Genomic DNA, 25,719 nt, shown 5'->3' on the forward strand with positions numbered 1-25,719 from the left:
AAAAATTAAAACACTTTTAAGTATAGCTTATAATTAAATTTATTAAAACTTTATTTTAGATTATTTTTAACCAATAAAAACGAAAAGGAGATAATACTAATTTATCTTGAAATAAAATGGGTTTTGTTTGTGAATATAAGTCAATTATATCGTTATAATTATTAATTTTAAACAGATAATGATTAATTTCCTCTAAGTTTAAATATTGATAATTAGCATCAAAATTAGCAATAACTAAAACATTATTTTCAGGAGAAGATGCTATTCTAATAAAACAGAAAAAATGAGGATTACTTAAATTAATTAATTCCCGATTATTAAAATCACCAAAAGCAGAGATTTCTTTTCTAACCCTAATCATTCTTTGTAAAGCAGTAAAAATATCATACTCAATAGTACCTTTTTTTTCTCTTAATTTTGATTTTTGCCAGTCAATTTTAGGGCGATGTGCCCAACGATTATCATTAGCTTTACTTAAATTTCCCATGAAAGAATAATCATTAAGAGTACCAATTTCATCGCCATAATAAATAAGAGGTATTCCTCCGAAAGAAAAAATAATACTGTGGAGTAATAAAATATGTTTAATATTCAGATTTATTTTGTCTAAATTACCTTCTTCTAAGGCAGATTCTAAGCCTATTAAAGAAGTTAAAGTGCCCGAAATTCTAGCATCATTATTTTTAGGATTTTGTCCAAATAATAACCCTCTAGCTTCGCTGTTTTCAAATTTTCCAGAGAAATAATTAAGTAAAAATTGACGATGTGATCTAGGTTCATAACCAGCTTGTATAATGTCATCATCGGTAAAACCTAAACCTATATCATCATGACATCTAATATAATTTAACCATGTTGCTCTTTCTAATTTTGCGGGTAAATTTTTCACCCCTTGATTAATTAATTTAGCATTTTTAGTGGCGACGGCATCCCATAGTAACGCCATAAGGGTTGCATTATAGGCGATTTCGCATTCTTTAGCGTTGATAGCATCTTCTCCAAAGTATTTGACTATTTCTACGGGCGCAACGATGGCTTCAGCAATAAATAATGTACTTGGTGCGGTGATTTGACAACAATCTTTAAACAATTGTAATAATATATGAGCTTCAGTTTCATTTTGACTACTGCCACCGATTTTTTTCCACAGAAAAGCTACTGCATCGAGACGAAGAATATCCACCCCTTGATTTGCCCAAAATAGCAAAATATCGAGCATTTCAATAAATACCGTCGGATTTTGGTAGTTTAAATCCCATTGATAGTTATTAAATACTGTCATCACCCATTTTCCCATTTTTTCATCATAAGTGAAGTTACCCGGGGCGGTTTGGGGAAAGACTTCAGGGAGAGTTTTTTCAAACATATCGGGAATTTCTCGATTCTCAAATATATAATAGTAGTTTTGATAATTGCCATCGCCATCTCTAGCTTTTTCAGCCCATTTATGCTCATTAGATGTATGATTAACTACAATATCTAAGACAAGAAGAATATCCCTTTTGTGCATCTCGGCGACAATGTATTGAATATCTTTTAAATCCCCTACTTTTTCGTCAATTTTGCGATAATTACTGACGGCATAACCTCCATCACTGGCATTTTTTGGGCATTCCAAAATAGGCATAATATGCACTAAATTAACTCCCAACTCGCTAAAATAGTCAATTTTTTTGCTTAAATCTGACAAATCTTCCGCAAATCCATCGGCGTATAATGTCATACCTACCCATTTTTGATGAAGAAACCAATTAAAATCTTTTTCTCTAGCTAAGTCTTTTTCTTTAAAATCACTTGAGCGACAAATATATTGACGAGCCATAACTTCCACTAATTTTAATAATTGTAATTTAAAATCTGAACGTTGCCCATACAATTTTTGAAAAAGGGAAAAAAGACTATAAAAATTAGCACCTAATCGAGTATAAAAATAACTTAATTCTTGCTCTTTTATGTCTGGTTTTAATTGAGCTAAAATTTCGTTTAAGATTGAATGAGATAATTGTTCATACATAGTGATAAATTAATAAATTTTATTTTATTATAATGATAATTAAGGTATAATTATTTTGAAAAAATTATCTAAAGTTCATTATAAAAAGACAAATCAAATTTAGTCGCTCCTTGAATACTGATAATTTTACTTGCAAATTTTTGAGCTTTTTGAATAGTAGTTTCCACATCCCATTGTTTAATAATACCAAGAATTAAAATACTACAAAAAGCATCTCCAGCTCCGACAGTATCTATTATTGGGATTTTTTTATATGGTGAAACTTGATAATTTTTATTATTCGATGTGAAAGTAATTGCCCCTTTTTTTCCTTGAGTTAAAGTAATTTGATTTAAAGAATAATGCTGAAATAAATATTTTATTTTACTCTCAATATTATTTTGTTCAGGTACAATTAAAGACAATTCATCTTCATTCAATTTTAACCATAATGTTTCAGATAATAATGATTTAATTAAGTTTAAATTCCAATAGGGAGAGCGTAAATTAACATCAAGAAAAACTTGAGGAAAACTATTTTTTTTGATATGGTTTAAAGTTATTCGAGAAACATTATTTCTTAAGGCTAAACTGCCATGATAAAGAATACTTTTTTGAGAAATATAAGGAAGATAAGATGAATCAATAAAGTCATAAGCGCTATTTTCTAAGATGTTATAAGAAGGCTCATTATTATGAAATTCAACTTTTACTATTCCTGTTGGGTGTTGATTATCGGTTTGTATCCCTGATAAATTCATACCCCAATCTTCCATACTTTGTTTAATTTTTTCTCCTTCAAAATCATTACCAACACGGGAAATAAATAAGGGAGAAATTCCAAAACCTTGTAAATGCCATGCTATATTAAATGGTGCACCACCTAAAACAATTTTACCATCAGGAAATTGATCGAATAATACTTCACCAAAAATAACTATTTGTTTATTTTCCATAATTTTATTAATTTTTAAGAATATTTTATAATTGAAGATAATTTTAAAAAACTGATCTTTATTATTTTAGATTTTAACAGTTAATAAAGGAATTAAATTAGGAAAATAATAGACTATTCCTTCTAAAATTCCTGCACTATAATTACCATTCAAATTTAAGTATTTTCCTTCAGCAATATAAATATTATTTGTTTCTTGTAACTGCATTTTCTGAATAATATTTTTAATTTCTTCATGAGCATTGGCTACTAAAATAGATTTAATGGGACTAACTAAAACATCTAAATCATTACCACTATCTCCTGCAAATACTGTATTTTCTAGAGTAAATTTTTCTTTATTCATTACATAATTAATGGCTTGATATTTATTGGCTGATTTAGGTAAAATATCTAGTAAACCTATATTTTTTTCTTCATCTACACTCCAAATTAAATTACTTTTAATCTTAACTTCTTCTAATCTTAACTTAATTTTTTTTAACAGCTTTTTATGATCATATTTTAGTGGGATATAATAGCTCAATTTAGATAAACCTTGTTTTTCTTTTTCTTGTAGCTTACATTCGTTAATATCAATTAAAAAAGTACTTAATTTTTCCCTAGTGAAATTACCCCAATCTTTTTGTATTTTTTGATCCCAATCAGTAATTCTTAACCATTGATTATTAACAATTTTATAAATACTTGAACCTACATCACTAATAACAAAATTTGGACTAGGTAAATGATAATTTTCCATAGCATTTTTAACTAAATTTTGATCTCTACCAGTAACATAAGCTAAAAAAATGTTTTCATGGGCTACTAATTGATGAAATAAAGCCCTAGCGCAAGGTGATTCAGGAGATTTACCATTAGGTATTAGAGTACGATCTAAATCAGTACAAATCAATAAATTCATTATATTTGTCATCTATAACCTTATATTATTCGCTAAATTTACTATAACATGAGAACAGAATTACTTTAAGTATTGTTGTAGTGTTTTTTTAACTTTTCAATAATGGTAAAAGTGTTATAGTTTAAAGATTAGATACCGATTATAAAAAAAATGAATACTACTCAAAAATACATACTGCTAATTAGCATACACGGTTTAATTAGAGGAAAAAATTTAGAGTTAGGAATAGATGCAGATACTGGAGGACAAACTACATATGTTTTAGAATTAACCAAAGCCCTTGCCCAATGCAAAGATATAGACAGAGTTGATTTAATGACTCGTTTACTCATAGATAAACAAGTTAGTGAAGATTATAGTCAACCCCTTGAATTAATTAATAATAAAGCGAATATTGTCCGTATTTCTTCAGGTAATGATTTATATATTCCGAAAGAACAATTATGGGATTTGTTAGATAATTTTGCAGATAATGCTATCGAATATATCAAAAATCAACCTCGATTACCCGATGTTATTCATAGTCATTATGCTGATGCAGGTTATGTTGGTACAAGATTATCTCATCAGTTGGGTATTCCTTTAATCCATACAGGACATTCATTAGGGCGCAGTAAACGCAAAAGACTTCTAGCTAGTGGAGTCAAACGAGATGTTATCGAAAATCGTTATAACATGACTCGTCGCATCAATGCAGAAGAAGATACCCTCAGCACTTCGGAAAGGGTAATTACTAGCACAAATCAAGAAATTAATGAGCAATACGCCCAATATGATTATTATCAACCAGCACAAATGAGGGTAATTCCTCCAGGCACGGATGTTGATGTTTTTTCCCCTCCCATAGGCAATGAATGGAATTCTACGGTTTTTAATACTCTTACACCGTTTCTTCGAGAACCTCGTAAACCAATCATACTAGCTCTTTCCCGATTAGATCAACGAAAAAATATACAGATTTTAGTGGAAGCCTTCGGGCAGTGTGATGAATTACAGGAAAAAGCAAATTTAGCTATTTTTGCAGGTACAAGGGATGATGTTAAAGATTTAGATACTTGTACTCAAGAAATTTTTACTGATTTATTGTTAGCTATTGATCGATATAATTTATACGGAAAAGTTGCTTATCCTAAATTTGTGGCGAGGGAAGAAATAGGGCTTTTATATCGCCTAGCGGCTTTATCTGGAGGTATTTTCGTTAATCCAGCTTTGACTGAGCCTTTTGGCTTAACTTTGATTGAGGCAGCCGCTAGTGGTTTACCGATTATTGTTACTAGAGATGGTGGCCCTGTGGATATTATCAAAAACTGTCAAAATGGCTACTTAATTGATCCTTTAGATACAGAAGAAATTAGCCAGAAAATTTTGCAACTGTTGAATGATAAACAACAATGGACAATCTTTGCCGAAAATGGCTTGAAAAATGTTAAAAAACATTATACTTGGACATCTCATGTTCATCTTTATTGCAAAATGGTGCAGTCATTAATTGATAAAACTGAACCTTTACAACGACTTCCTTTACAACGTCGCTCAATGCTTTATCATAACGGGGCGATCGCATCTAGTTTAGATCAAAATTTACTAGGAGATCCAAAATCAAGGGAAGAGTTAATGAATATAATTCAAGCTCATCGTAATAATATTTCTTTCTGTATTGTCACGGGAAGAAGACTAGATTCTGCGTTAAAAGTTTTGCGTCAAAATTCTATTCTTCAACCTGATGGATTAATTACAAGTATGGGAACTGAAATTTATTATGGTTCAGACTTAATTAAAGATACAGCATGGACAAATCATATTAACTATCATTGGAATCGACAACAAGTAGTTAATTTATTAGGGGAATTATCAGGGTTAACATTACAATCGAAAGAAAGACAAAGTACTTATAAAATCAGTTATTATTACGATGGTTCAATAGCTACTAGTGTGGATGAAATTAAGCGCATTCTCCATCAAAACGAACAAACCGTTAATGTGATTTTTTCCTTTGGACAATTTTTAGATATTGTACCCATTAGAGCCTCAAAAGGCTACGCATTAAGGTGGTTTGCCCAACAGAGAGACATTCCCCTTAACCGTATTTTAACCGCAGGAGGTTCTGGAGGTGATGAAGATATGATGAGGGGAAATACATTGTCAGTAGTTGTCGCTAATCGTCATCAGGAGGAATTATCAACTTTAGCAGACATCGAGCCTATTTATTTTTCTCAAAAACAATTTGCCGCTGGAATACTTGACGGCATTAATTATTATAAATTTATTTCTCTTTGTGAATAATAATTTTTTTCTGTGATGATAAGCAAATAATGTCATTCTTAATTGCTAAAACCTTTGTCCTTCTTACATTTTTCTGTATAATAGTTTCGGTACAATTTATAAATCAGGAGTAAAGAAACGTGCCACATACAATTGTAACAGATGTTTGCGAAGGAATTGCTGATTGTGTTTCAGCTTGTCCTGTAGCTTGTATTCATGAAGGCCCAAGTAAAAATATCAAAGGTACAGATTGGTATTGGATTGATTTTGATACTTGTATTGACTGTGGTATCTGTATTCAAGTTTGTCCTGTAGAAGGTGCAATCTTAGCAGAAGAACGTCCCGAATTACAGAAAACTCCAGTTTAATGAAAGACGCTTAAGACTAAGAAATAAAGTCATAAATAATAATTACTTTTCTTAACTTTTAATTCTTAATTTCCTGTTTCCTTTCTAATTCCCCGTTTCCTTTCTAATTCCTAATTGTTAATAGTCATGAGTTATTTGCTAGAAGTTGAAGATGTTTATGCTGGATATATCAAGGATTTAAACATCTTACAGGGTATAAATTTTTGTATTGAAGCTCATGAGTTAGTAACTGTAATCGGTCCTAATGGTGCAGGAAAATCCACTCTAGCAAAAACCATTTTTGGCTTATTATCACCAAATCAAGGCAAAATTATCTTTAAAGGGGAAAATATCGCTCGATTAAAGCCTAATGAGATTGTTAAGCGCGGAATGTGTTATGTACCTCAAATTGTCAACGTTTTTCCCAGTCTTACCATTGAAGAAAATTTAGAAATGGGTGCTTATACTCTTTCAGGATCTAATAAAAAGCAAAAAGAGTTAATATATACAATGTTCCCTAAATTAAAAGAAAGGGCGAAACAAAATGCGGGTACACTATCAGGGGGTGAAAGACAAATGTTAGCTATGGGTAGGGCTTTAATGTTAGATCCTGATTTGTTATTATTAGACGAACCATCAGCAGCACTTTCGCCTATTTTAGTTAACAATATTTTTGAACAAATAAAAGCCATTAATGCCACAGGTAAAGCTATCGTTTTAGTAGAACAAAATGCGAAAAAAGCCTTGATGATGGCGCATCGTGGTTATGTCTTGGAAAGTGGTAGAGATGCCATTGAGGGTAAAGGAGAAGATTTACTTAATAATCCCCAAGTAGGTGAACTATATTTAGGACATTCAACTAAAAATGTTTAAAATAAATACCTTTAGCAACAGAATAAACTTTAGAGGATGGTTAAATAATCTACCAACTTATGTATGGTATTTATCTATAACTATTGTCGCTTTATTGATTTGTGTACCTATTTTCACCGTTATTTCTAGTCTTTTTGCCGATAAAAAAGAAGTTTGGCAACATCTTACTGATACTGTTTTAAAAGACTATATTTTTAATTCTTTGCTTTTAATGTTAGGAGTAGCCATAGGTGTTTTACTCATTGGCGTAAGTTGTGCTTGGTTAGTGACTATGTGCGACTTTTTTGGCTCTCGTGTTTTAGAATGGTTACTATTAATGCCTTTAGCCGCTCCTGCTTATATTTTGGCTTATAGCTATACCAATATGTTAGAGTATTTTGGCCCTGTACAAATTTGGTTAAGAGGAATTTTTGGTTGGGAAAGTGTCGATGATTATTGGTTTCCCCCTATTCGTAATTTATGGGGAGCGATCGCCATGTTAATCTTGGTACTATATCCCTACGTTTATCTCCTTGCTAGAGTAGCATTTTTAGAACAATCAGTGTGTACCCTAGAAGCTAGTCGCTCATTAGGTTATAACCCTTGGCAAAGTTTTTATAAAGTAGCATTACCCTGTTCACGGCCCTCCATCGTAGCAGGTTTAGCGTTAGCTTTAATGGAAACCCTCAATGATTTTGGTACAGTACAATACTTCGGTGTTAATACTTTTACCACAGGCATCTATCGCACATGGTTAGGTATGGGAGAAAGAGTCGCCGCCGCAGGGTTGTCATCTTTTTTGATGATATTTATTGTTATATTACTTTTTGTAGAAAGAAAATCACGTTCCCATGCTCGTTATTATCAAACCAATAATAGTAACCAAAATTTACCTCGTTACAGTTTAAATTGGTTTAGAAGTATTCTTGCATTACTCACTTGTTCTATTCCTGTAATTTTCGGATTTATAATTCCGACAATTTATCTACTTAATCTTACTATTAGAAATCAAGAGGAAACCCTGACAGAAAATTTTTGGGAATTATCAAGAAATAGCTTAATATTAGCTCTAATTAGCTCTATAATTGCTATTTTTGTAGGCTTAATTATGGCTTATGGACAAAGATTAATTCCTAAAATTATCATTAATATCTCTATCAGAATCGCCTCCATGGGTTATGCAATACCCGGCTCAGTGATTGCGGTGGGAATCCTTATTCCCTTGGGAAAAATTGATAATACTATTGATAGTTGGATGACAACTCATTTTAATATTTCCACAGGATTATTATTAAGTGGCACAATTATTGCCCTAATTTACGCTTATTTAGTGAGATTTTTAGCAGTTTCTTTCAATACCATTGAATCTAGCTTGAGCAAAATAAAACCTAATTTAGATGATGCTTCTCGTAGTTTAGGATACGGAGCATTTGCAACATTATTTAAAGTGCATTTACCCTTAATGTGGGGGGGGATTTTAACCGCCATAATGCTTGTTTTTGTGGACGTAATGAAGGAATTACCAGCTACTTTAGTTATGCGCCCTTTTAATTTTGATACCCTTGCCGTAAGAGTTTATCAGTATGCCTCCGATGAAAGATTAATGGAAGCATCTGCCCCAGCTTTAACCATTATTTTAGTGGGCATTTTACCCGTAACTATCTTGAGTTACCGCATTGCTAAATCTCGTGGGGATGGAATCTCTTAATTATCTCACTTCGATGCTTTGAATATCCGATTTAGGTAAGTAGGTTTGAGGTTTAAAACCCTCGAAATCAGGTGATTAGTCAAAGAATCGAAAATAATAAAATCAATTAAGATATATTTTTTCTGTATTCTTTAACCTAATACCTGAAACCTTTACACTACCGAAGATTTTATTCTGATAATAACCTTTAAGAAATAGTCTGCTAACTTTTTACAGATAAGCTAAATTAACCATTCCATTTCCAGTTAGTGATTTCCTCTTTATCGATACCGTGAGTATGGGCATAGTTGAGGTTATCAATGATTTCGTCTTTCATACGCTCTTTTAAGTATGCTGCACGAGATCCCAGTTTAGGCACACGATCAATTACATCAATAACGAGGTTAAAACGATCAACTTGGTTTTTGATGGCTAACTCTAAAGGAGTATTAATATTACCTTCTTCTTTATAGCCTCTCACATGAAGACGATTAGAATTAGGATGACGGTAAGCCAATTTGTGAATTAACCAAGGATAGCCGTGGAAGTTAAAAATAATGGGTTTATCTTCAGTAAATAACGTGACAAAATCTCGGTTAGATAAGCCATGAGGATGTTCTTCTTCATCTTGTAATTTAAAAATGTCCACTACATTAATAAAACGTACTTTCAAATCTGGACATTCTTTGCGTAAAATTTCTGTGGCGGCTAAAGATTCCATAGTTGGTACATCACCGCAACAAGCCATGATTACGTCTGGTTCATCAGGTAATACTCCTTGATCATCATTACTAGCCCATTCCCAAATACCAATGCCTTTCGTACAGTGGGTTACAGCTTCATCGATGGTTAAGTATTGTAAATGATTTTGTTTATCGGCAACAATGACGTTTACATAGTCTTTACTGCGCAAACAATGATCAATTACGCTTAATAAACAGTTAGCATCGGGGGGAAAGTAAACACGAGTTACGTCTGCACTTTTGTTAGTTACAAGATCCACAAAACCAGGATCTTGGTGAGAAAAACCGTTGTGATCTTGTCTCCATACGGTAGATGACAATAAAATATTTAAGGAAGAAACAGGCGCACGCCAAGGCACATGATTTTTAGAAATATCTAACCATTTTGCGTGTTGGTTAAACATGGAGTCGATAACGTGGGCAAAGGCTTCGTAAGTGTGGAATAATCCATGTCTGCCTGTTAAAAGATAGGTTTCTAACCATCCTTCTAAGGTATGCTCACTTAACATTTCCATGACACGACCATCAGGAGACAATTCACCACCGTCGGCATCTTCTGGTAAATAATCCGCCATCCAGACTTTTTTCGAGACTTCGTAAATGGGATTTAAACGGTTAGAAGCGGTTTCGTCAGGACCAAATACTCGGAAACTGTGCATATTACGAGCCATCACATCCCGTAAAAAGATACCCATAATTTTGGTATTTTCTACTTCCATTTTACCCGGTTCGGTTACGGCTACGGCATAAATAGGATCTCGAAAATCTGGTAAATTCAAGTCTTTACGCAATAAACCACCATTGGCAATGGGATTCGCACTCATACGGCGATCGCCAACGGGAGCTAATTCGGCTAATTCAGGGATTAAACGCCCATTTTCGTCGAATAATTCTTCAGGTTTATAGCTTTTCATCCATTCTTCTAACAGTTGCACATGTTCAAGATTACTGTGCATTCCTCCCATAGGTACTTGATGTGATCGCCAAAAACCTTCAACTTTATGTCCATCAACGGTTTTAGGGCCAGTCCAACCTTTAGGAGATCTAAAAACAATCATAGGCCAACGGGGACGTTTTGGCACACCACTATTTCTAGCTTCTTCTTGAATTGCCTTAATTTTGTTGACACATTCTTCAAGAGTTGCTGCCATTTTTTCGTGCATTGTCATGGGATCATCACCTTCCACAAAATAAGGCTCATAACCATAACCGATGAAAAGTGACTCTAACTCTTCATGGGAAATACGAGAGAGGATGGTAGGGTTAGCAATTTTGTAACCATTGAGGTGTAAAATCGGCAATACTGCCCCGTCACGGATAGGATTGATAAATTTGTTAGAATGCCAAGAAGTCGCTAAAGGGCCTGTTTCTGACTCACCATCACCCACCATCACAACGGAAATGAGATCAGGATTGTCTAAAATTGAGCCATAAGCGTGAGATAAACTGTAACCTAACTCTCCACCTTCATGAATCGAGCCGGGGGTTTCAGGGGTAACGTGACTACCGATGTGGCCAGGGAAAGAAAACTGTTTAAAAAACTTCCGCATTCCTTCTTCATCTTGGCTTTTATCGGGGTAAATTTCCGAATAGGTGTTTTCAAGATAAACTGGAGCTAAGATACCCGGTGCACCGTGACCAGGTCCTGCTAAGTATATCATGTTAAGATCATACTTTTTGATCAAACGGTTAAGATGAACATAAACGAAACTTAATCCAGGACTTGATCCCCAATGACCTAATAATCTATATTTGATATGTTCAGGTTTGAGAGTTTCTTTGAGTAAAGGATTACTGCGTAGATAAATCATTCCCACTGCTAAATAGTTACACGCACGCCAATAAGCGTCAATTTTCTGTAACTCATCTTCAGTTAAAATCTTGGTATTTGGTTTTTGTAACGATTGAACCATAATGATAATTAAAATTTCAATTTCGTTTCAGTCTAGCACCGATATTTTAAATATTCAAGGGTTTTATGATTTTTTAAGATTAAGATTTGATTAAGTTTTTTATCTTTTTTCTGGTATTTTTCATAAAAATTATCCTATTATCTCTTAAATTAAAATCAAATAATTTTATATTCTAATAAATATTTTAACTTTTACAAACAGTCGATTATTAACTATTCAGAAATGACTCAAAATTCTCAAATTACAATTATTGGTGGTGGTGCATGGGGTAATACTTTAGGTTACTTACTAGAAAGATCAGGACATAATTATAATATTTGGAATCGCAATACTTCAGTATCTTTATCATCAGTAATAAAATCAGCAGATATAATAATCTCGGCGGTATCCATGAAAGGAGTTAGAGAAATTATCAACTCATTACAACAGATAAAATTAAGAGAAAACTTGATTATTGTCACAGCAACAAAAGGGTTAGATTTAGAAACGACTCATACTCCTTCGCAAATTTGGCAAGAGGCTTTTCCCCATAATCCGATTGTCGTTTTATCTGGCCCTAATTTATCCAAAGAAATTAAAATCGGTTTACCTGCGGCGACGGTAGTTGCTAGTAATAATATTGTAGCCGCAGAATTTACACAAAATATTTTTGCTTCGGATATTTTTCGAGTATATGTTAATAATGATCCCATCGGTACGGAATTAGGTGGTACATTAAAAAATGTTATGGCCATCGCATCAGGGGTGTGTGATGGTTTAAAATTAGGCACAAACGCTAAGGCAGCGTTATTAACAAGGGCGTTACCTGAGATGATAAGAGTAGGGGTAAAATTGGGTGCATCAAAAGAAACATTTTTCGGTTTATCAGGATTAGGAGATTTATTAGCTACTTGTGATAGTCCTTTGTCTCGTAATTATCAAGTAGGATTAGGGTTAGCACAGGATAAATCTTTAGAAGAAATTGTAACGAATTTAGAAGGCACAGCAGAAGGAATTAACACCACAAATGTTTTAATAAAGTTAGCCCATAAACAACAAATTTCTGTACCCATTGCTTATCAAGTATATTTATTATTAAAAGGTAAAATTAGCCCTCAAGAATCGGTAAAAAATTTAATGGCAAGGGAGTTAAAAGAAGAATTTTGGTATCTTGATTTTTAATGTTTTAGAAAAGTTAGGAATAATGAAAAATGTCATCACCTTTAAACTCTAATAACGGCAAAAAAACTGAAATTTTCACAATTCCATTAAAATGGATTTTGATTGTTCCTTTTGTGTTGCAAATTACTATAGCATTAGGATTAGTCGGTTATATTTCTTATCGCAGTGGAGATAAAGCGATTAAAAATATTACTGATAAATTGATGACAGAAATAGGGAAAAAAATAGAACATCATCTGGATAATTATTTACAAGTTGCACAACAGGTTAATCAAGTTAATCAAAAAATAATTGAAAGTGATATTATCACCAATACAGACTTTGATAAGTTAGGTAAATATTTTTGGACACAATTTCAAAATAATGATTTTACTTATATTAATTATGGTAGTGAAAAGGGGGAATTTATCGGAGTTGGTTATTATAATGGAGAAGTTGAAATTGCACAAATAAAACAACCTAAAACAGATATTCTTTATAGCTATAAATCTGATCAAAAAGGCAATAAAATTTATCCTCCCATAGTTTTAAAAGGAGAAAATCCTAATAATGCACAATGGTATGATCAAGCAATTAAATCAGGTAAACCGATATGGAGTGATGTTTATACTTGGGCAAATGTACCTACAGAAATAGCTATATCTGCTAGTGCGCCAGTTTATAATTCATCAAATCAACCGTTAGGAGTTGTAGGAATAGATTTAAGTTTATCAAAAATTAATAGTTTTTTAAAAAGTTTAGAAATTGGCAAATCAGGAGAAGTTTTTATTGTCGAAAAATCAGGTTTATTAGTAGCAAGTTCGACAGATAATAAACCCTATAAATTAACTAAGGGAAAATCTGAACGTATTTCTATTCAAGATCTTGATCATAAATTGATTAAATCAACCCTTAAAATTATCAATAATAAGACTAATAATTTGCAAGAAATTTCTACTATTCAAGAAAAGGTTTTTCTCGCTGATAATCACACTTTTGTTCAACTTATTCCTTATCAAGATAACTATGGTATTAACTGGTTAATTATTATTGCCATACCAAAATCTGATTTTACCGCAGAAATTGATAAAAATATTCTCTATACAATCTTAATTTGTTTCGTAATATTGATTATGGCTATTGCTATAAGTATTTTAACTACAAGATTGATTACTCGCCCAATTTTAAGACTTTGTTTAACGAGTAAATATATCGCAGAGGGACATTTTAATGATTATTTATCTGAAAATACAAAAATAGTAGAAATTAATGATTTAGCAAAATCTTTTAATAAAATGACAAAGCAAATTCAAAAAACTTTTAATCAAGTAGAAACTGCTTTAAAAGAGTCTAAAGAAAAGTATCAAACTTTATTTGAAGTTTTACCCCTTGGTATTTGCCTTACAGATATAGAAGGAAAAATTATTGAATCTAATCCAGCTTGTGTAAAAATTTTTGGGGTTAGTTTTCAAGATGAGATATTAAATCCTCTTCCTTGGCAAGTTATTTCTCCTGAAGGTAAAATTATCCGTGAAAATGAATTTCCTCGATTTATTGCCTTAAGGGAACATCGTTTAATTCATGATGTAATTGTAGGTATTGTTTTTTCTGATAAACCAACTCGGTGGTTAAGTATTAGTGCTGCGCCTATTCCCCTCGATAATTATGGTGTAGTGGTTGCCTGTATTGATATAACCGATAATGTTGAATTAAAGAATCGTTTAGAGAAATTAGCTTATAATATACCCGGAATGATTTATCAGTATCATTTACATCACGATGGTAAATCTTGTTTTCCCTATGTTAGTGAAGGCATTAAAAATATTTATGGTGTCACTCCTGAAGAAGTTAAAAAAAGTGCTGATAAAATTTTTGATATACTTCATCCTGATGATCAAGAAAATATTTTACATACTATCCTTGAGTCAGCTAGTAATTTAACTCCTTGGTATTGTGAATATCGAGTGTGTCATCCTGATGGAAGAATTAATTGGGTTTTAGGCAATGCCACTCCAGAAAAAGAAATAGATGGTAGTGTGAATTGGTATGGATACATAACCGATATTACTAAAATAAAACAAACAGAAACAGATTTATATCAAGCTAAAGAAGCCGCTGAAGCTGCGATGAAAGTAAAAAGTCAGTTTTTGGCTAACATGAGTCATGAAATTCGTACTCCTATGAATGGTGTCATTGGTATGACTCAACTTCTTTCTCTGACAACATTAAATCATCAACAGGAAGAATTTGTTAATACAATTCAAGATAGTGCAAATACTTTATTAACGATAATTAATGATATTCTTGATTTTTCTAAAATTAAATCGGGAATGTTGCAGTTAGAAAAACATCCTTTTATACTAATTGATCTCATCAAATCTGTCTGTAATTTATTCTCGAAGGAAGCTAAGGATAAAAGTATTAATCTCTCTTATGAAATTAGTCATAATTTACCTTCCACTTTTCTTGGTGATAGTAACCGTTTGCGTCAAATCCTTTTAAATTTGGTAGGAAATGCTCTTAAATTTACTGATAGTGGTAGTGTTGTTATTTATGTGAAAGAAGCTAGATACCCTCTATCTTTTCTTAATGCTTCGGAAACTAAAGCTGATGATGATGTTTTTGGGTTATGGATAGGAGTAAGAGATACAGGTATTGGTATAGATGGCGATAACATCCACAAATTATTTAAAGCCTTTAGTCAAGGGGATGCGTCTATCAGTCGTAAATATGGAGGCACTGGTTTAGGATTAGCTATAAGTAAGAGTTTAATCGAGTTAATGGGCGGTACAATTTGGGTTGAAAGTAAAGGTAATATTGCTGGTAATTACCCTCCTAATCGCCCCCCTACCCCCAATTCTGGGGAAGAATCAATTAATGTCGCCAATTTTGGGGATTTAGGGGCTAATTCTGGTACAACATTTTATTTTACCCTGAAACTTCAAAGTATTAAAAAGAATAAAATTGAAACAAACAATTTATTTATTAAGGAAAAAACATTAAAAGAGAGAGAAAAATTATCATTAAAAATTCTCTTAGCTGAAGATAATAAAGTTAATCCAAAAGTTGCTTTATTAACGCTTCAAAAACTTGGTTATAAAGCTGATATTGCTAATAATGGCATTGAGGTTTTAGAGATGATAGAAAAACAATTTTATGACATCATTTTAATGGATATGCAAATGCCTCAAATGGATGGAATTACTGCTACAAAAATTATTAGAGAATCTAATAAACCACAGCCTTATATTATTGCTTTAACCGCTAATGTTTTAAAAGAAGATCGTCTAATTTGTTTATCATCAGGAATGAATGATTATCTGAGTAAACCTATTTCTATGGCAAAATTAAAAGAACTTTTAGATAATTATTAAAAGTCCAATATTTGCTTTACCAATCTAAAGGTAAACCGTAACTTTCTAACACTGATTCTTGTTGAAATAGTGAGATAATAGATTGATCTAATTGAATTTGACCTTGATCTAATATTAACGCTCTTTGGGTTGTTTTTTTTACCCAATTTAGATCATGAGAAGCAATTAAAATCACTTTTATTGGTAAATTTAAGATAATTTCTGCTAGTTTTTTTCTCCAAGCTGGATCAAGTCCATTCGTAGGTTCATCTAAGATTAATATATTCGGTTCTAGTGCTAAAATTGAAGCTAAAGCCGCAAGTCTTTTTTGTCCTCCTGAAAGTTCGTGAGATGAGCGATTTTCATAGGCTATTAAGCCAAATTTATCAAGGAGAAATCTAGCTTTTTCTTTCGCTATAGAAGCAGGAATTTTATAGTTTAATAAACCAAACATTACATCTTCTAAAATAGTAGGCATAAATAATTGATCTTCAGGATTTTGAAAGGCAAAACCGATATTTTTCCTAATGTCAGCAATATTTTTTTTTTCAAGTTTTAAACCATCAATAATAATTTCGCCTTTTTGAGGAAATTTTAAACCAATTAAGTTATTTAATAACGTACTTTTTCCAGCTCCTGTTCTACCTAAAAGTGCCACTCTTTCTCCCGCTTTTAAGTTAAAAGAAATACCTTGTAAAATTGATTGTTTTTCATAGTCAAATTTAATGTTATTTACAGTGATAATAACTGATTTTTTTTGATCTAATTTATCCATATTTTATAAGAAGAGAAAGTTAAACTCATAACCATAATTGAGAGAATTATTAAAATAAAGTTTTCTGATTTATTGTTATCTATTTCTAAAGGAAAAGTGCCATTATAACCTCTTATCACCATAGCATCATATACCCTTTGCGCTCGATCTAAACTTCGCAAATATAATGAACCAATCATGGCAGCACTAATGTAACGTAACCAATTAGAATTGCCGTTTAAACTTCTTAATTTTGCTGAGGTTTCCATGTGTTGAATTTCTAATAATAAAATCTCTAAATATTCCGCAGTTAATATGACTATTTCTTGCATTTTTATGGGCAATGGTAATCCTTTTAAGGCAATGGATAAATGATATTTTGGCACACTTAATAAAAAACTGTTCATTATTAATAAACAAATAAGCGATCGCAACATCAAAAAACCAGCTTTTTCCCCACCTAAAGGCAACGCCATTAAGGAAAGTAAAATTAATTCTGCACCTAATAATTTAAGTAAGATTTTGACAGGTGTTTTCAACAAAATACACCAACATAAAGCAATTAAAATATAAATAAATAAAAATGACCAATTATTGGTTTTAATTAAAGCGGTAGAAATAACCAAAATTAAAGATAGTCTTAGTCGTAAAAATAAAGATAATTTAAGCACTTTTACGAGACATAAATTTAGTCATAAAAAAAGCTAATCCAAAACAAATTAATGTCCCTAAAACTCCACTAATACTTGTGCCTATTTGCTCATTTATTCCTGAAATTTGATAATCTGCAAAAGGTGTTGGCACTTCAACTCTAACATTTTCTGCTAAGTGAATAAAGCCTAAATTTTCGGCAACTTTTTCTAAACCATCAGGCCAAGATGATGCTAATAATGATAATACTCCAGCCACTAATAAAGTACCAATAACAGGCACTAACCATTTATCTAATTTTGATTCATCATTGGGTAATAAATCGGGGTTGGTAACAAGTAAGTAACGCAAAACACTTCCTGTTATTAATCCTTCTCCCACACCAATTAAAATATGTGTTCCTGTCATAGCTGGTAATACTAGATTTAGGGTGGCTGTACCAGAAATTATTAATAATAAACTACAAGATACTGCAGCACTAACCATGCTAATGGTGGCGGTGATACCTGCGGCTAAAGGTAAGCGTTTTTTTGCACCTCCTAAAAGTCTTTGAATGGTGGTAACTAATAGCCAACTTACCCAAACGCCCACAATGCCCATATTAAAAATATTTGCCCCTAATGCGGTAATCCCTCCATCGGCGAATAATAAAGCCTGAATGAGTAACACCGTAGAAATAGAAATAGTGGCAACCCAAGGATCACCTAAAATGACAACAGCTAAAGTTGCCCCTAAAAGATGGCCACTTGTACCTCCTGCCACAGGAAAGTTAATCATTTGAGCAGCGAAAATAAAAGCTGTAGTTAAGGCGATGACAGGTGCTTTTACATCTTTTCCCATTTTAGAAAAAGAAAGAGTTAATACTCCTGCACTAATAACGGTAGTAATAACAGCTACAGGAGGAGAGATGAAGCCGTCTGGAATGTGCATTATTTTATTTTTTATGTAATGATCAAGTTTTGATTTTAGCGAAGTAATTATTAATCTTCAATCCTCTCTAGGGGTATTAATAATTAGGAGACAGGAGAGAGAAGTAATGAGTAATGAGTAATGAGTAATGAGTAATGAGTAATGAGTAATGAGTAATGAGTAATGAGTAATGAGTAATGAGTAATGAGTAATGAGTAATGAGTAATTAATTCATAAAAATCTGAATATCGGTAAAACAGGAAAAGCGTTTTTAATGGATATGCAAATGCCAGAAATGGATGGAATTACTGCCACAAACTATATCCGAAAATCAGGAAAAAAACAGCCTTATATTATTGCCTTAACCGCTAATATCTTAGAAGAAGATCGTCAAAAATGCTTACAAATTGGCATGGATAATTATGTTAGTAAACCTATTGGTATTTTGCAGTTAAAAGAGACTTTATACAAATGTCAAGAAAGATCATAATTTTTTAATCAAAAACTACTAAATTATCTCTATGAATAACCGTTCCCGAACCATAATAACCTAAAATATTAACAATATCAGCAGAGTTTTTTCCTTGAATTTTTGTCAATTCTTGATAATTATAATTAACGATACCTTTACCGATTTCTTTCCCTTGAAAATCAACTAAATTTACTGCCTCGGATGTACCAAATTCCCCTTCAATTTTAGTAATTCCTGCCGCTAATAAAGATTTTCCACTATATAAAGCCTTAACCGCACCATTATCTAAAGATATTTTTCCCATAGATACTAAACCGTTAGCAATCCATCTTTTACGGGCATTTTCTGTCTTGGGTTGTGCCTCAAATTTAGTACCAATAGCTTCTCCTGCTAAGATTTTAAAGATATTATCAGGGTTTTTACCGTTAGTTATTACCGTTGTTACCCCCGCACTAGAAGCAATTTTTGCGGCGCGTAATTTAGTTATCATACCACCTGTTCCCCAACCAGTTGCACTATTAGTTACATCTACTTGTAAATTAGCAAATTCTTCACTATTAACTAAGTCTATAGGTGTCGCTGAAGGTACAACACGAGGATCTGCGGAATAGAGTTTATCCACATCCGTTAATAAAAATAACCAATCCGCTTCTACTAAACTCGCTACTAAAGCTGACAATGTATCGTTATCACCGAATTTTAATTCTTCTGTGGCTACTGTATCATTTTCATTAACAATAGGAATTACTCCTAATTCTAATAAAGCATTAAAAGTGTTACTCGCATTAACATAACAACTACGCTCCATTAAATCTCGTCTGGTGAGCAAAATTTGAGCTATAGGCTGTCCTAAATGGTTAAAGAGGTCATCATAGACTCTAATCAATCTTCCTTGACCTACCGCCGCAATAGCTTGTTTTAAATTAATATTTTTAGGGCGTTGTGTCAAGTTCAATCTACCACAACCAACCCCAACTGCTCCAGAAGATACTAAAATTACTTGATAGCCTTTTTGACGTAAATTGCTTAAAGTTTCCACTAAAGAGGCAATGGTAGAAAGGGCTAAATTTCCAGTTTCTGGGCGAGTCAAGCTAGATGTACCTATTTTGATAACGATGGTTTCTGTCATGGTTGAGAGTGAAGAATTATTTTAGCTTTAAGTTTTCAGGTGTCAGCTTTCAGAGATAATTAGATTTATTTTTGAATCTTTAATTAGGGTGTAGTTATAGCAGTAAAAAAGCTATGAGAATAAAGGGTTTCAAACACAACATAATATATCAAAAAATGTACAATTTTAAGAATTTTTATTTACAAACTATATACTACTGTTTTTGTAATAAGACGTATTTGAAGAATTAGAAATTAGAAATTACTCCTATCTCCTAACTCCTAACTCCTATCTCCTAACTCCTATCTCCTAACTCCTATCTCCTAACTCCTAACTCCTAACTCCTAACTCCTATCTCCTAACTCCTATCTCCTAACTCCTATCTCCTATCTCCTAACTCCTATCTCCTATCTCCTATCTCCTATCTCCTAACTCCTAACTCCTAACTCCTAACTCCTAACTCCTAACTCCTAACTCCTATCTCCTATCTCCTATCTCCTAACTCCTAACTCCCAACTCCTAACTCCTAACTCCCAACTCCTAACTCCTAATTCCTATCTCCTAATTCATAATTCTTTGTGCAAGAAATTTACTTAAATTGACCAAGAAGGTAGATAATTGTTAACAAACTTACATAAAATTTAGTTTAAGTTAATATTTTAGTTAAAACGGAATTGAATGCACATCGCTTGGCTTGGAAAAAAAACCCCTTTTTGCGGTAACGTAACTTACAGCAGAGAAATCACCAACGCTTTATTAGATAGAGGTTATAAAGTTAGTTTTCTTCATTTTAGCGAAGAAAGTAACGAATCTAGCCCCGAAAACTATGTTGCGGAAGTTAATCTTCCTTTTCTCTACAAGTCTCAAATTTATACTATTCATAGCCCTAAATCTACTAAAATATTATTGCGATCGCTAAAAGAGTTACAACCAGATTTAGTTCATGCTTCCTTAACCTTATCACCCTTAGACTTTGCGTTACCAGAAATTTGTCAAAAGTTAAAAATTCCCTTAGTGGCAACTTTTCATCCGCCTTTTGATAGTCATTGGCGTAATATCAAATCTAGCACTCAATATTTGACTTATCAACTTTATGCACCTTTTTTGGCAAAATATGATCAAACTATAGTGTTTTCAGATTTGCAACGAGATTTACTGATAAAATTAGGCGTACCTGCGGAAAAATTAGTCATTATTCCTAATGGTGTCGATACAGAAAAATATACATCAGGCAAGTCTTTTTTTAAGGAAAAATATCCCCATCATCAACTATACGTTTATCAAGGGCGCATAGCGGTGGAGAAAAATGTTGAGTCTTTGTTAAAGGCTTGGAAACAAGCTAACATGAAACAAAATGCAAAACTCTTAATTATCGGTGATGGGCATTTAACTCCCACCTTAAAATCTTTATATCACGAAGAAGATGGTGTAATCTGGTTAGGTGCTATAGTCGATGATGAAAAACGCATTGATATTTTAAGAAGTGCTGATGTTTTTGTTTTACCTTCTTTAGTAGAGGGATTATCTTTATCTTTATTAGAAGCAATGGCTTGTGGCTTGGCTTGTATTGCTACTGATGCTGGTGCTGATGGTGAAGTGTTAATTAATGCAGGAGTAGTTTTAAGTACTCAAGAAGTTACTACTCAATTAAAAACTATTTTACCTTTATTTGCTCATCATCCCGAAATGTCGAATTTATTGGGCAAAAAAGCGAGAAATCGAGTTTTAGAAAAATATACTTTAAGTGATAATCTCACAAAATTGGAAGAATTATATAATCAATTGCCTTGTAGAAAAAAGTATTTATAAATTTATAAAGTTGTTAATAAATTTCATTTTTCTAGTTACAACTAATTTTTTTTATTTTTTTAAAGGAGTTTTTGAATAAAAGTAGTAAAAACATTACTCTATTAGACTACTTAAATAGTTGCAAAAATATTTATCATTTAAAATTAAAAATTTCTCCTTTATTTAACCATTAATTAAAACTTATATGTTATTTTTTGCTTTAACTTAACGGCATCAATATTTTATAAAAAATTTATATTTTGTCATCATTTTTATTGATAATTTTTAAAAGATTAATAAGCTGAATTTTTACCGATTTATGACTATATTCATCATTAGGGTGAGGAGGTTGTCCGGGTTTCTGAAAATAAGGGCGATCTCCTGTCATCTGTCCTGATTTCAAGTCAACTTCTTTCACGAATTCATAAAAGAAATTATCATTATTTATAATCTCTTCAATCATTAAAGATAAAGCCTTTAAAGGATTGTCTTGATAACGACTAATTTTATCATCTTCATTATTCACATAATCTTGTAAAACGGCTTGTAAAGCCCCTGATAAATCCTGTAAATTATTATTAATAAAAAAAATTATCTCTGTTTTTAATTGTACAATTTTTGGCACTGGAGATTCCCCTTTTAAAAAGTTACCTCCTTCTCTACCAATTAATTCTGCTAAAGAGAATTTTCGATGCTCAATAATATCTGTTTGTAAATCAATATCTTGTGATGAATTTTCTTCAGAATTAGTCATAATTATTTTTCCCTAAACTATCTATTTTTATCTTAAATTAAACTATCATTTATTAGCTACTTCCTTTTTTATAACATTGAGAAGAATAAGTAACAAAAAAGTAAAGCAAAAAATGGTAAATTGGTATAGAAATCTTAAAATAACTCTTACCTATCAACTAAAATATGGAATGTATCGTCAATCGTCGGGCGAAATTTAGTGCGAGTCATCGTTACTGGTTGCCAGAGTTATCAGAAACGGAAAATCAAAATAAATTTGGTGCGAATAGTCGTTTTCCGGGTCACGGTCATAACTATGTGTTATATGTATCTATTATGGGTGAATTAGATAAATATGGCATGGTACAAAATCTTTCTAACGTCAAGAAAGTTATTAAACAAGAAGTTACTAGCCAGTTAGACTATAGTTATCTTAATGATACATGGGCAGAATTTCAGGTAACACTCCCTACCACCGAAAACATCGCTAAAGTAATATGGGAACGTTTGTCACCTCATTTACCATTAGTAGATATACAATTATACGAACACTCAAGCCTTTGGGTTAATTATCAAGGAAAAAATATGGAAGCAACTTTAACTGTTCAAACTCATTTTAGCGCCGCTCATCGTCTTGCTTTACCTGAATTAAGTTTTGAAGAAAATAGCGAAATTTATGGTAAATGTGCTCGTCCGAATGGTCACGGACACAACTATCATTTAGAAGTATCAGTAACGGGTGAAATGGATTCTCGTACTGGTATGATTATTGATTTAGTTGCCTTGCAAAAAGTTATTGATGATTATGTAGTCGAACCGTTTGATCATACATTTCTCAATAAAGATATTCCTTACTTTGCAACGGTAGTGCCGACTGCCGAAAATATCGCTGTTTATATTGCTCAATTATTACAAGAACCTATCACTAAACTAGGTGCAGAACTTGATAAAGTGAAATTAATTGAAAGTCCTAATAATTCTTGTGAAATTTTCTGTCGTCAATCTTCTTTAAATAATCCATCTAAGAATATATCTAAAATACAACCCGTTTTAGTATAAATTGACAAATATTAGCATTTTTTTTGTAAAGCTATTATGAAACCTAATTATTTTTATCTCATGGCTTTACTTACTACTACTATCGGTTTATTACCAAAGGTTGTTAGTAGTCAAGAATCGAAAATTATCAATCCTGATAATGGCCATCAATACTTTCTCACAGACATTATGTCTTGGCAAGAGGCAAAAATTTTAGCCGAAAAATTAGGTGGGTATTTAGTCACTATTAATGATTCTCAAGAGAATGAATGGTTAGTTAAAACATTTATAAAACAAGATACCGATTTTTTATGGATTGGTTTGACTGATTTTCAAGAAGAAGGGCATTTTATTTGGAGCAATGGTCAAGAAGTTACATATATAAACTGGTCAGAAGGTGAGCCCAATAATAACCCACTTCAAGGAGGAGAAGATTTTGCCGTTTTAAACGGTTTTAATAATCCTTTTAATCGTTTAATCGGCAGTTGGAGTGACGCGCCAGAGAAGGCAAAACTCCGAGGAATTGTCGAAATTCCCTTGTCGAATTAACATATCTTGTTAGTGTTAAATCTTGGAAACTTGAACGGAAATACTGCCTTTTTTTAGGCTACTTAATTGACGGAAAAGCCCTTTAGATAAATCGAGGGAGCAACGGCATTTATCCCTAACTACACCCGTAACGCAGCGATTTTGATGACAAATACGCAAATTAGTACCAATTTTAAATCGGTTACTAGCCACTGTGTTAGAATTTTGATTAAATCTTTGCCCATTAGCCATTTTTTTTCCTTGATAAGAATCAGAATAATAAGTAGCCGTAGTTCCAGCTATAGCGTGAGCAGGTGACAAGATAAAGCTAGAAACAATTAAAAGTTTAGTAATTAGTGTATTTTTTAAATTCATAGTTAAATAAGTAAAAGTACTCACTAAGTCTAGCGTAAAAAAAATAAACTATCAACTTATCAATATAATCAGTGAAAATTATCTATTTTTTGTCTATATTTGAGTTAAAGTTTTGAATATAGCAAAACAGGAGAAGATAGTACAAAAGACAAAGAAAAAATATATAGGATAATAACTTTTTCAGCTTTCAAAATATCTCCATCAACTCGTTTTCGGCTATACCTTGACAAGATAAATTTTTAGTAGATAAGTAAAGATTTTTTTTGTTGCTCGATTATGTATCATTCAAGGGTAAATGTAACCACATAGGGGAAAAAATGATTTATTTTTGGCAGGAAGTATATAATTTTTGTCGGCAAATAACCCACCGTATCGGAGAAAAGTTATTAGAAGATTTTGCCAAACTAGAGGCAACTCGTAAAAGTGATGGTAGTCTAGTTACCGAAGCAGATAAATGGGCAGATTCTGAATTTAGAAAAGCCATTAGGCAATGTTTTCCCACTCACGGCATTTTAACAGAGGAAACCGAGCATATTTTACCTTATACAGATTGGTGTTGGGTGATTGATCCCATTGACGGTACAACTAATTTTACTAGAGGAATTCCCATTTGGGGTATTTCTATTGGCTTACTTTATCAAGGAATACCAGTATTTGGATTTGTCCATTTTCCCCAAATTCAGCAAACCTATCACGGTTATTTTTGTGAAAATACACATTTAAGTAGCCCCAAAGGTGCTTATCTTAATAATACTCGGATTTATACCAGTCATGATCAACCTAGTTTTAATCATGTTTTTATGTTATGCAATCGAAGTTTAGACATCTTGCAACATAATCTTCCCTGTAAAATTAGGATTACTGGAGTAACCAGCTATGATATAATTTCAGTGGCTTGTGGCGCTACATTAGGAGTCATCGAAGCAAGTCCAAAAATTTGGGATATTGCTGGAGCTTATCCGATTTTAAGGGCAGCAGGAGGAAATTTAGTTCACCTTGAACAAAAAGTCAGTTTTCCCTTAACCAAAGGATTAGATTATGGTGAAGTCAGTTTCCCTTGTTTAGCGGTGGCAAGAGACAATTTGATTCCTATTTTTCAACCCTTTACTGAATTTATTAATAAAAAAGAATTAATTACTCATAATTAATAGGTTTTAATCTTTGTCACTATTACTTTATTGTCAAGAGAAAAAAATATCGTTATTTTCATTGTTT

General features: G+C 32.3%; 21 protein-coding genes. 11 read left to right on the plus strand and 10 right to left on the minus strand.

What is annotated here, in order from left to right; genetic code table 11:
• Positions 1-55: 55 nt before the first annotated feature.
• The 3 genes from ACEW8E_RS07160 to ACEW8E_RS07170 form a co-directional block, all read right to left on the minus strand.
• Positions 56-2,014, minus strand: a complete 1,959-nt coding sequence (locus ACEW8E_RS07160) for an amylosucrase (protein WP_373479652.1) — start codon at positions 2,012-2,014, stop codon at positions 56-58.
• A gap of 68 nt (positions 2,015-2,082) precedes the next feature.
• Positions 2,083-2,949 (minus strand): PfkB family carbohydrate kinase, encoded by an 867-nt coding sequence (locus ACEW8E_RS07165; RefSeq protein WP_373479653.1) that lies wholly within the window; start codon positions 2,947-2,949, stop codon positions 2,083-2,085.
• A 66-nt stretch (positions 2,950-3,015) separates the two neighbouring features.
• A complete protein-coding gene (locus tag ACEW8E_RS07170; RefSeq protein WP_373479654.1) occupies positions 3,016-3,864 on the minus strand; it encodes an HAD-IIB family hydrolase in 849 nt (282 codons plus the stop codon).
• A 138-nt stretch (positions 3,865-4,002) separates the two neighbouring features.
• Here ACEW8E_RS07170 and ACEW8E_RS07175 point away from each other — a divergent pair, with 138 nt between their 5' ends.
• From ACEW8E_RS07175 to ACEW8E_RS07190, 4 genes are all read left to right on the plus strand, one after another.
• Entirely contained in the window at positions 4,003-6,135 is a 2,133-nt protein-coding gene (locus ACEW8E_RS07175) for an HAD-IIB family hydrolase (protein ID WP_373479655.1), read from the plus strand.
• Positions 6,136-6,254: 119 nt separating this feature from the next.
• Positions 6,255-6,482, plus strand: a complete 228-nt coding sequence (locus ACEW8E_RS07180) for an indolepyruvate ferredoxin oxidoreductase subunit alpha (protein WP_373479656.1) — start codon at positions 6,255-6,257, stop codon at positions 6,480-6,482.
• Positions 6,483-6,608: 126 nt separating this feature from the next.
• Positions 6,609-7,334, plus strand: coding sequence for an ABC transporter ATP-binding protein (locus ACEW8E_RS07185; protein ID WP_373479657.1), 726 nt, complete (start codon positions 6,609-6,611; stop codon positions 7,332-7,334).
• On the plus strand, positions 7,327-9,021 hold the full coding sequence (locus tag ACEW8E_RS07190) for an ABC transporter permease (protein WP_373479658.1): 1,695 nt from the start codon (positions 7,327-7,329) through the stop codon (positions 9,019-9,021). Before ACEW8E_RS07185 ends, ACEW8E_RS07190 begins: the two co-directional genes overlap by 8 nt.
• 226 nt (positions 9,022-9,247) lie before the next feature.
• Here ACEW8E_RS07190 and ACEW8E_RS07195 read toward each other — a convergent pair whose 3' ends face one another.
• Positions 9,248-11,656 (minus strand): phosphoketolase, encoded by a 2,409-nt coding sequence (locus ACEW8E_RS07195; RefSeq protein ID WP_373479659.1) that lies wholly within the window; start codon positions 11,654-11,656, stop codon positions 9,248-9,250.
• A 222-nt stretch (positions 11,657-11,878) separates the two neighbouring features.
• On the opposite strand from ACEW8E_RS07195, the gene ACEW8E_RS07200 reads away from it, so the two are divergent.
• Positions 11,879-12,817, plus strand: a complete 939-nt coding sequence (locus ACEW8E_RS07200) for an NAD(P)H-dependent glycerol-3-phosphate dehydrogenase (protein WP_373479660.1) — start codon at positions 11,879-11,881, stop codon at positions 12,815-12,817.
• A 29-nt stretch (positions 12,818-12,846) separates the two neighbouring features.
• Positions 12,847-16,170: a response regulator gene (locus ACEW8E_RS07205; protein WP_373479661.1), complete on the plus strand. Its 3,324-nt coding sequence runs from the start codon at positions 12,847-12,849 to the stop codon at positions 16,168-16,170.
• Positions 16,171-16,186: 16 nt separating this feature from the next.
• Here the strand turns inward: ACEW8E_RS07205 and ACEW8E_RS07210 are convergent, their stop codons facing one another.
• The 3 genes from ACEW8E_RS07210 to ACEW8E_RS07220 are packed head-to-tail and all read right to left on the minus strand — an operon-like array spanning position 16,187 to position 18,484.
• Positions 16,187-16,924, minus strand: a complete 738-nt coding sequence (locus tag ACEW8E_RS07210) for an energy-coupling factor ABC transporter ATP-binding protein (protein ID WP_373479662.1) — start codon at positions 16,922-16,924, stop codon at positions 16,187-16,189.
• Entirely contained in the window at positions 16,912-17,574 is a 663-nt protein-coding gene (locus tag ACEW8E_RS07215; RefSeq protein ID WP_373479663.1) for an energy-coupling factor transporter transmembrane protein EcfT, read from the minus strand. The genes ACEW8E_RS07210 and ACEW8E_RS07215 overlap by 13 nt, the downstream gene beginning before the upstream one ends.
• Entirely contained in the window at positions 17,567-18,484 is a 918-nt protein-coding gene (locus tag ACEW8E_RS07220; RefSeq protein ID WP_373479664.1) for an energy-coupling factor ABC transporter permease, read from the minus strand. The genes ACEW8E_RS07215 and ACEW8E_RS07220 overlap by 8 nt, the downstream gene beginning before the upstream one ends.
• 253 nt (positions 18,485-18,737) lie before the next feature.
• Between ACEW8E_RS07220 and ACEW8E_RS07225 the strand changes: the two genes are divergently transcribed.
• Positions 18,738-18,953: a response regulator gene (locus ACEW8E_RS07225; protein ID WP_373479665.1), complete on the plus strand. Its 216-nt coding sequence runs from the start codon at positions 18,738-18,740 to the stop codon at positions 18,951-18,953.
• Positions 18,954-18,957: 4 nt separating this feature from the next.
• Here ACEW8E_RS07225 and proB read toward each other — a convergent pair whose 3' ends face one another.
• A complete protein-coding gene (gene proB, locus ACEW8E_RS07230) occupies positions 18,958-20,064 on the minus strand; it encodes a glutamate 5-kinase (RefSeq protein ID WP_373479666.1) in 1,107 nt (368 codons plus the stop codon).
• 657 nt (positions 20,065-20,721) lie between these two features.
• Here proB and ACEW8E_RS07235 point away from each other — a divergent pair.
• Positions 20,722-21,852 carry a glycosyltransferase family 4 protein gene (locus tag ACEW8E_RS07235; protein ID WP_373479667.1) on the plus strand — a complete coding sequence of 377 codons (1,131 nt, stop codon included), beginning with the start codon at positions 20,722-20,724 and terminating at the stop codon, positions 21,850-21,852.
• 232 nt (positions 21,853-22,084) lie between these two features.
• Here ACEW8E_RS07235 and ACEW8E_RS07240 read toward each other — a convergent pair whose 3' ends face one another.
• Positions 22,085-22,585, minus strand: coding sequence for a hypothetical protein (locus ACEW8E_RS07240; protein WP_373479668.1), 501 nt, complete (start codon positions 22,583-22,585; stop codon positions 22,085-22,087).
• Between the two features lie 164 nt (positions 22,586-22,749).
• Here ACEW8E_RS07240 and ACEW8E_RS07245 point away from each other — a divergent pair, with 164 nt between their 5' ends.
• Both ACEW8E_RS07245 and ACEW8E_RS07250 read left to right on the plus strand, forming a co-directional pair.
• On the plus strand, positions 22,750-23,622 hold the full coding sequence (locus ACEW8E_RS07245; RefSeq protein WP_373479669.1) for a 6-pyruvoyl tetrahydropterin synthase family protein: 873 nt from the start codon (positions 22,750-22,752) through the stop codon (positions 23,620-23,622).
• A gap of 36 nt (positions 23,623-23,658) precedes the next feature.
• Complete coding sequence (locus tag ACEW8E_RS07250) at positions 23,659-24,150, plus strand: C-type lectin domain-containing protein (RefSeq protein ID WP_373479670.1); 492 nt, start codon at positions 23,659-23,661, stop codon at positions 24,148-24,150.
• 15 nt (positions 24,151-24,165) lie between these two features.
• On the opposite strand, the gene ACEW8E_RS07255 is transcribed toward ACEW8E_RS07250, so the two are convergent.
• Positions 24,166-24,504, minus strand: coding sequence for an RlpA-like double-psi beta-barrel domain-containing protein (locus ACEW8E_RS07255; protein WP_373479671.1), 339 nt, complete (start codon positions 24,502-24,504; stop codon positions 24,166-24,168).
• Positions 24,505-24,821: 317 nt separating this feature from the next.
• Between ACEW8E_RS07255 and ACEW8E_RS07260 the strand changes: the two genes are divergently transcribed.
• Positions 24,822-25,652 carry an inositol monophosphatase family protein gene (locus ACEW8E_RS07260; RefSeq protein ID WP_373479672.1) on the plus strand — a complete coding sequence of 277 codons (831 nt, stop codon included), beginning with the start codon at positions 24,822-24,824 and terminating at the stop codon, positions 25,650-25,652.
• Positions 25,653-25,719 lie beyond the last annotated feature (67 nt).

The sequence above is a fragment of the Geminocystis sp. genome (assembly GCF_041753295.1).
Lineage (GTDB): Bacteria > Cyanobacteriota > Cyanobacteriia > Cyanobacteriales > Cyanobacteriaceae > Geminocystis.

Coding starts and splice junctions, on each gene's coding strand:
- ACEW8E_RS07160 (WP_373479652.1), bottom strand. CDS start 2,014: ATGTATGAACAATTATCTCATTCAATCTTAAACGAAATTTTAGCTCAA.
- ACEW8E_RS07165 (WP_373479653.1), bottom strand. CDS start 2,949: ATGGAAAATAAACAAATAGTTATTTTTGGTGAAGTATTATTCGATCAA.
- ACEW8E_RS07170 (WP_373479654.1), bottom strand. CDS start 3,864: ATGACAAATATAATGAATTTATTGATTTGTACTGATTTAGATCGTACT.
- ACEW8E_RS07175 (WP_373479655.1), top strand. CDS start 4,003: ATGAATACTACTCAAAAATACATACTGCTAATTAGCATACACGGTTTA.
- ACEW8E_RS07185 (WP_373479657.1), top strand. CDS start 6,609: ATGAGTTATTTGCTAGAAGTTGAAGATGTTTATGCTGGATATATCAAG.
- ACEW8E_RS07190 (WP_373479658.1), top strand. CDS start 7,327: ATGTTTAAAATAAATACCTTTAGCAACAGAATAAACTTTAGAGGATGG.
- ACEW8E_RS07195 (WP_373479659.1), bottom strand. CDS start 11,656: ATGGTTCAATCGTTACAAAAACCAAATACCAAGATTTTAACTGAAGAT.
- ACEW8E_RS07200 (WP_373479660.1), top strand. CDS start 11,879: ATGACTCAAAATTCTCAAATTACAATTATTGGTGGTGGTGCATGGGGT.
- ACEW8E_RS07205 (WP_373479661.1), top strand. CDS start 12,847: ATGTCATCACCTTTAAACTCTAATAACGGCAAAAAAACTGAAATTTTC.
- ACEW8E_RS07210 (WP_373479662.1), bottom strand. CDS start 16,924: ATGGATAAATTAGATCAAAAAAAATCAGTTATTATCACTGTAAATAAC.
- ACEW8E_RS07220 (WP_373479664.1), bottom strand. CDS start 18,484: ATGCACATTCCAGACGGCTTCATCTCTCCTCCTGTAGCTGTTATTACT.
- ACEW8E_RS07225 (WP_373479665.1), top strand. CDS start 18,738: ATGGATATGCAAATGCCAGAAATGGATGGAATTACTGCCACAAACTAT.
- proB (WP_373479666.1), bottom strand. CDS start 20,064: ATGACAGAAACCATCGTTATCAAAATAGGTACATCTAGCTTGACTCGC.
- ACEW8E_RS07235 (WP_373479667.1), top strand. CDS start 20,722: ATGCACATCGCTTGGCTTGGAAAAAAAACCCCTTTTTGCGGTAACGTA.
- ACEW8E_RS07240 (WP_373479668.1), bottom strand. CDS start 22,585: ATGACTAATTCTGAAGAAAATTCATCACAAGATATTGATTTACAAACA.
- ACEW8E_RS07245 (WP_373479669.1), top strand. CDS start 22,750: ATGGAATGTATCGTCAATCGTCGGGCGAAATTTAGTGCGAGTCATCGT.
- ACEW8E_RS07250 (WP_373479670.1), top strand. CDS start 23,659: ATGAAACCTAATTATTTTTATCTCATGGCTTTACTTACTACTACTATC.
- ACEW8E_RS07255 (WP_373479671.1), bottom strand. CDS start 24,504: ATGAATTTAAAAAATACACTAATTACTAAACTTTTAATTGTTTCTAGC.
- ACEW8E_RS07260 (WP_373479672.1), top strand. CDS start 24,822: ATGATTTATTTTTGGCAGGAAGTATATAATTTTTGTCGGCAAATAACC.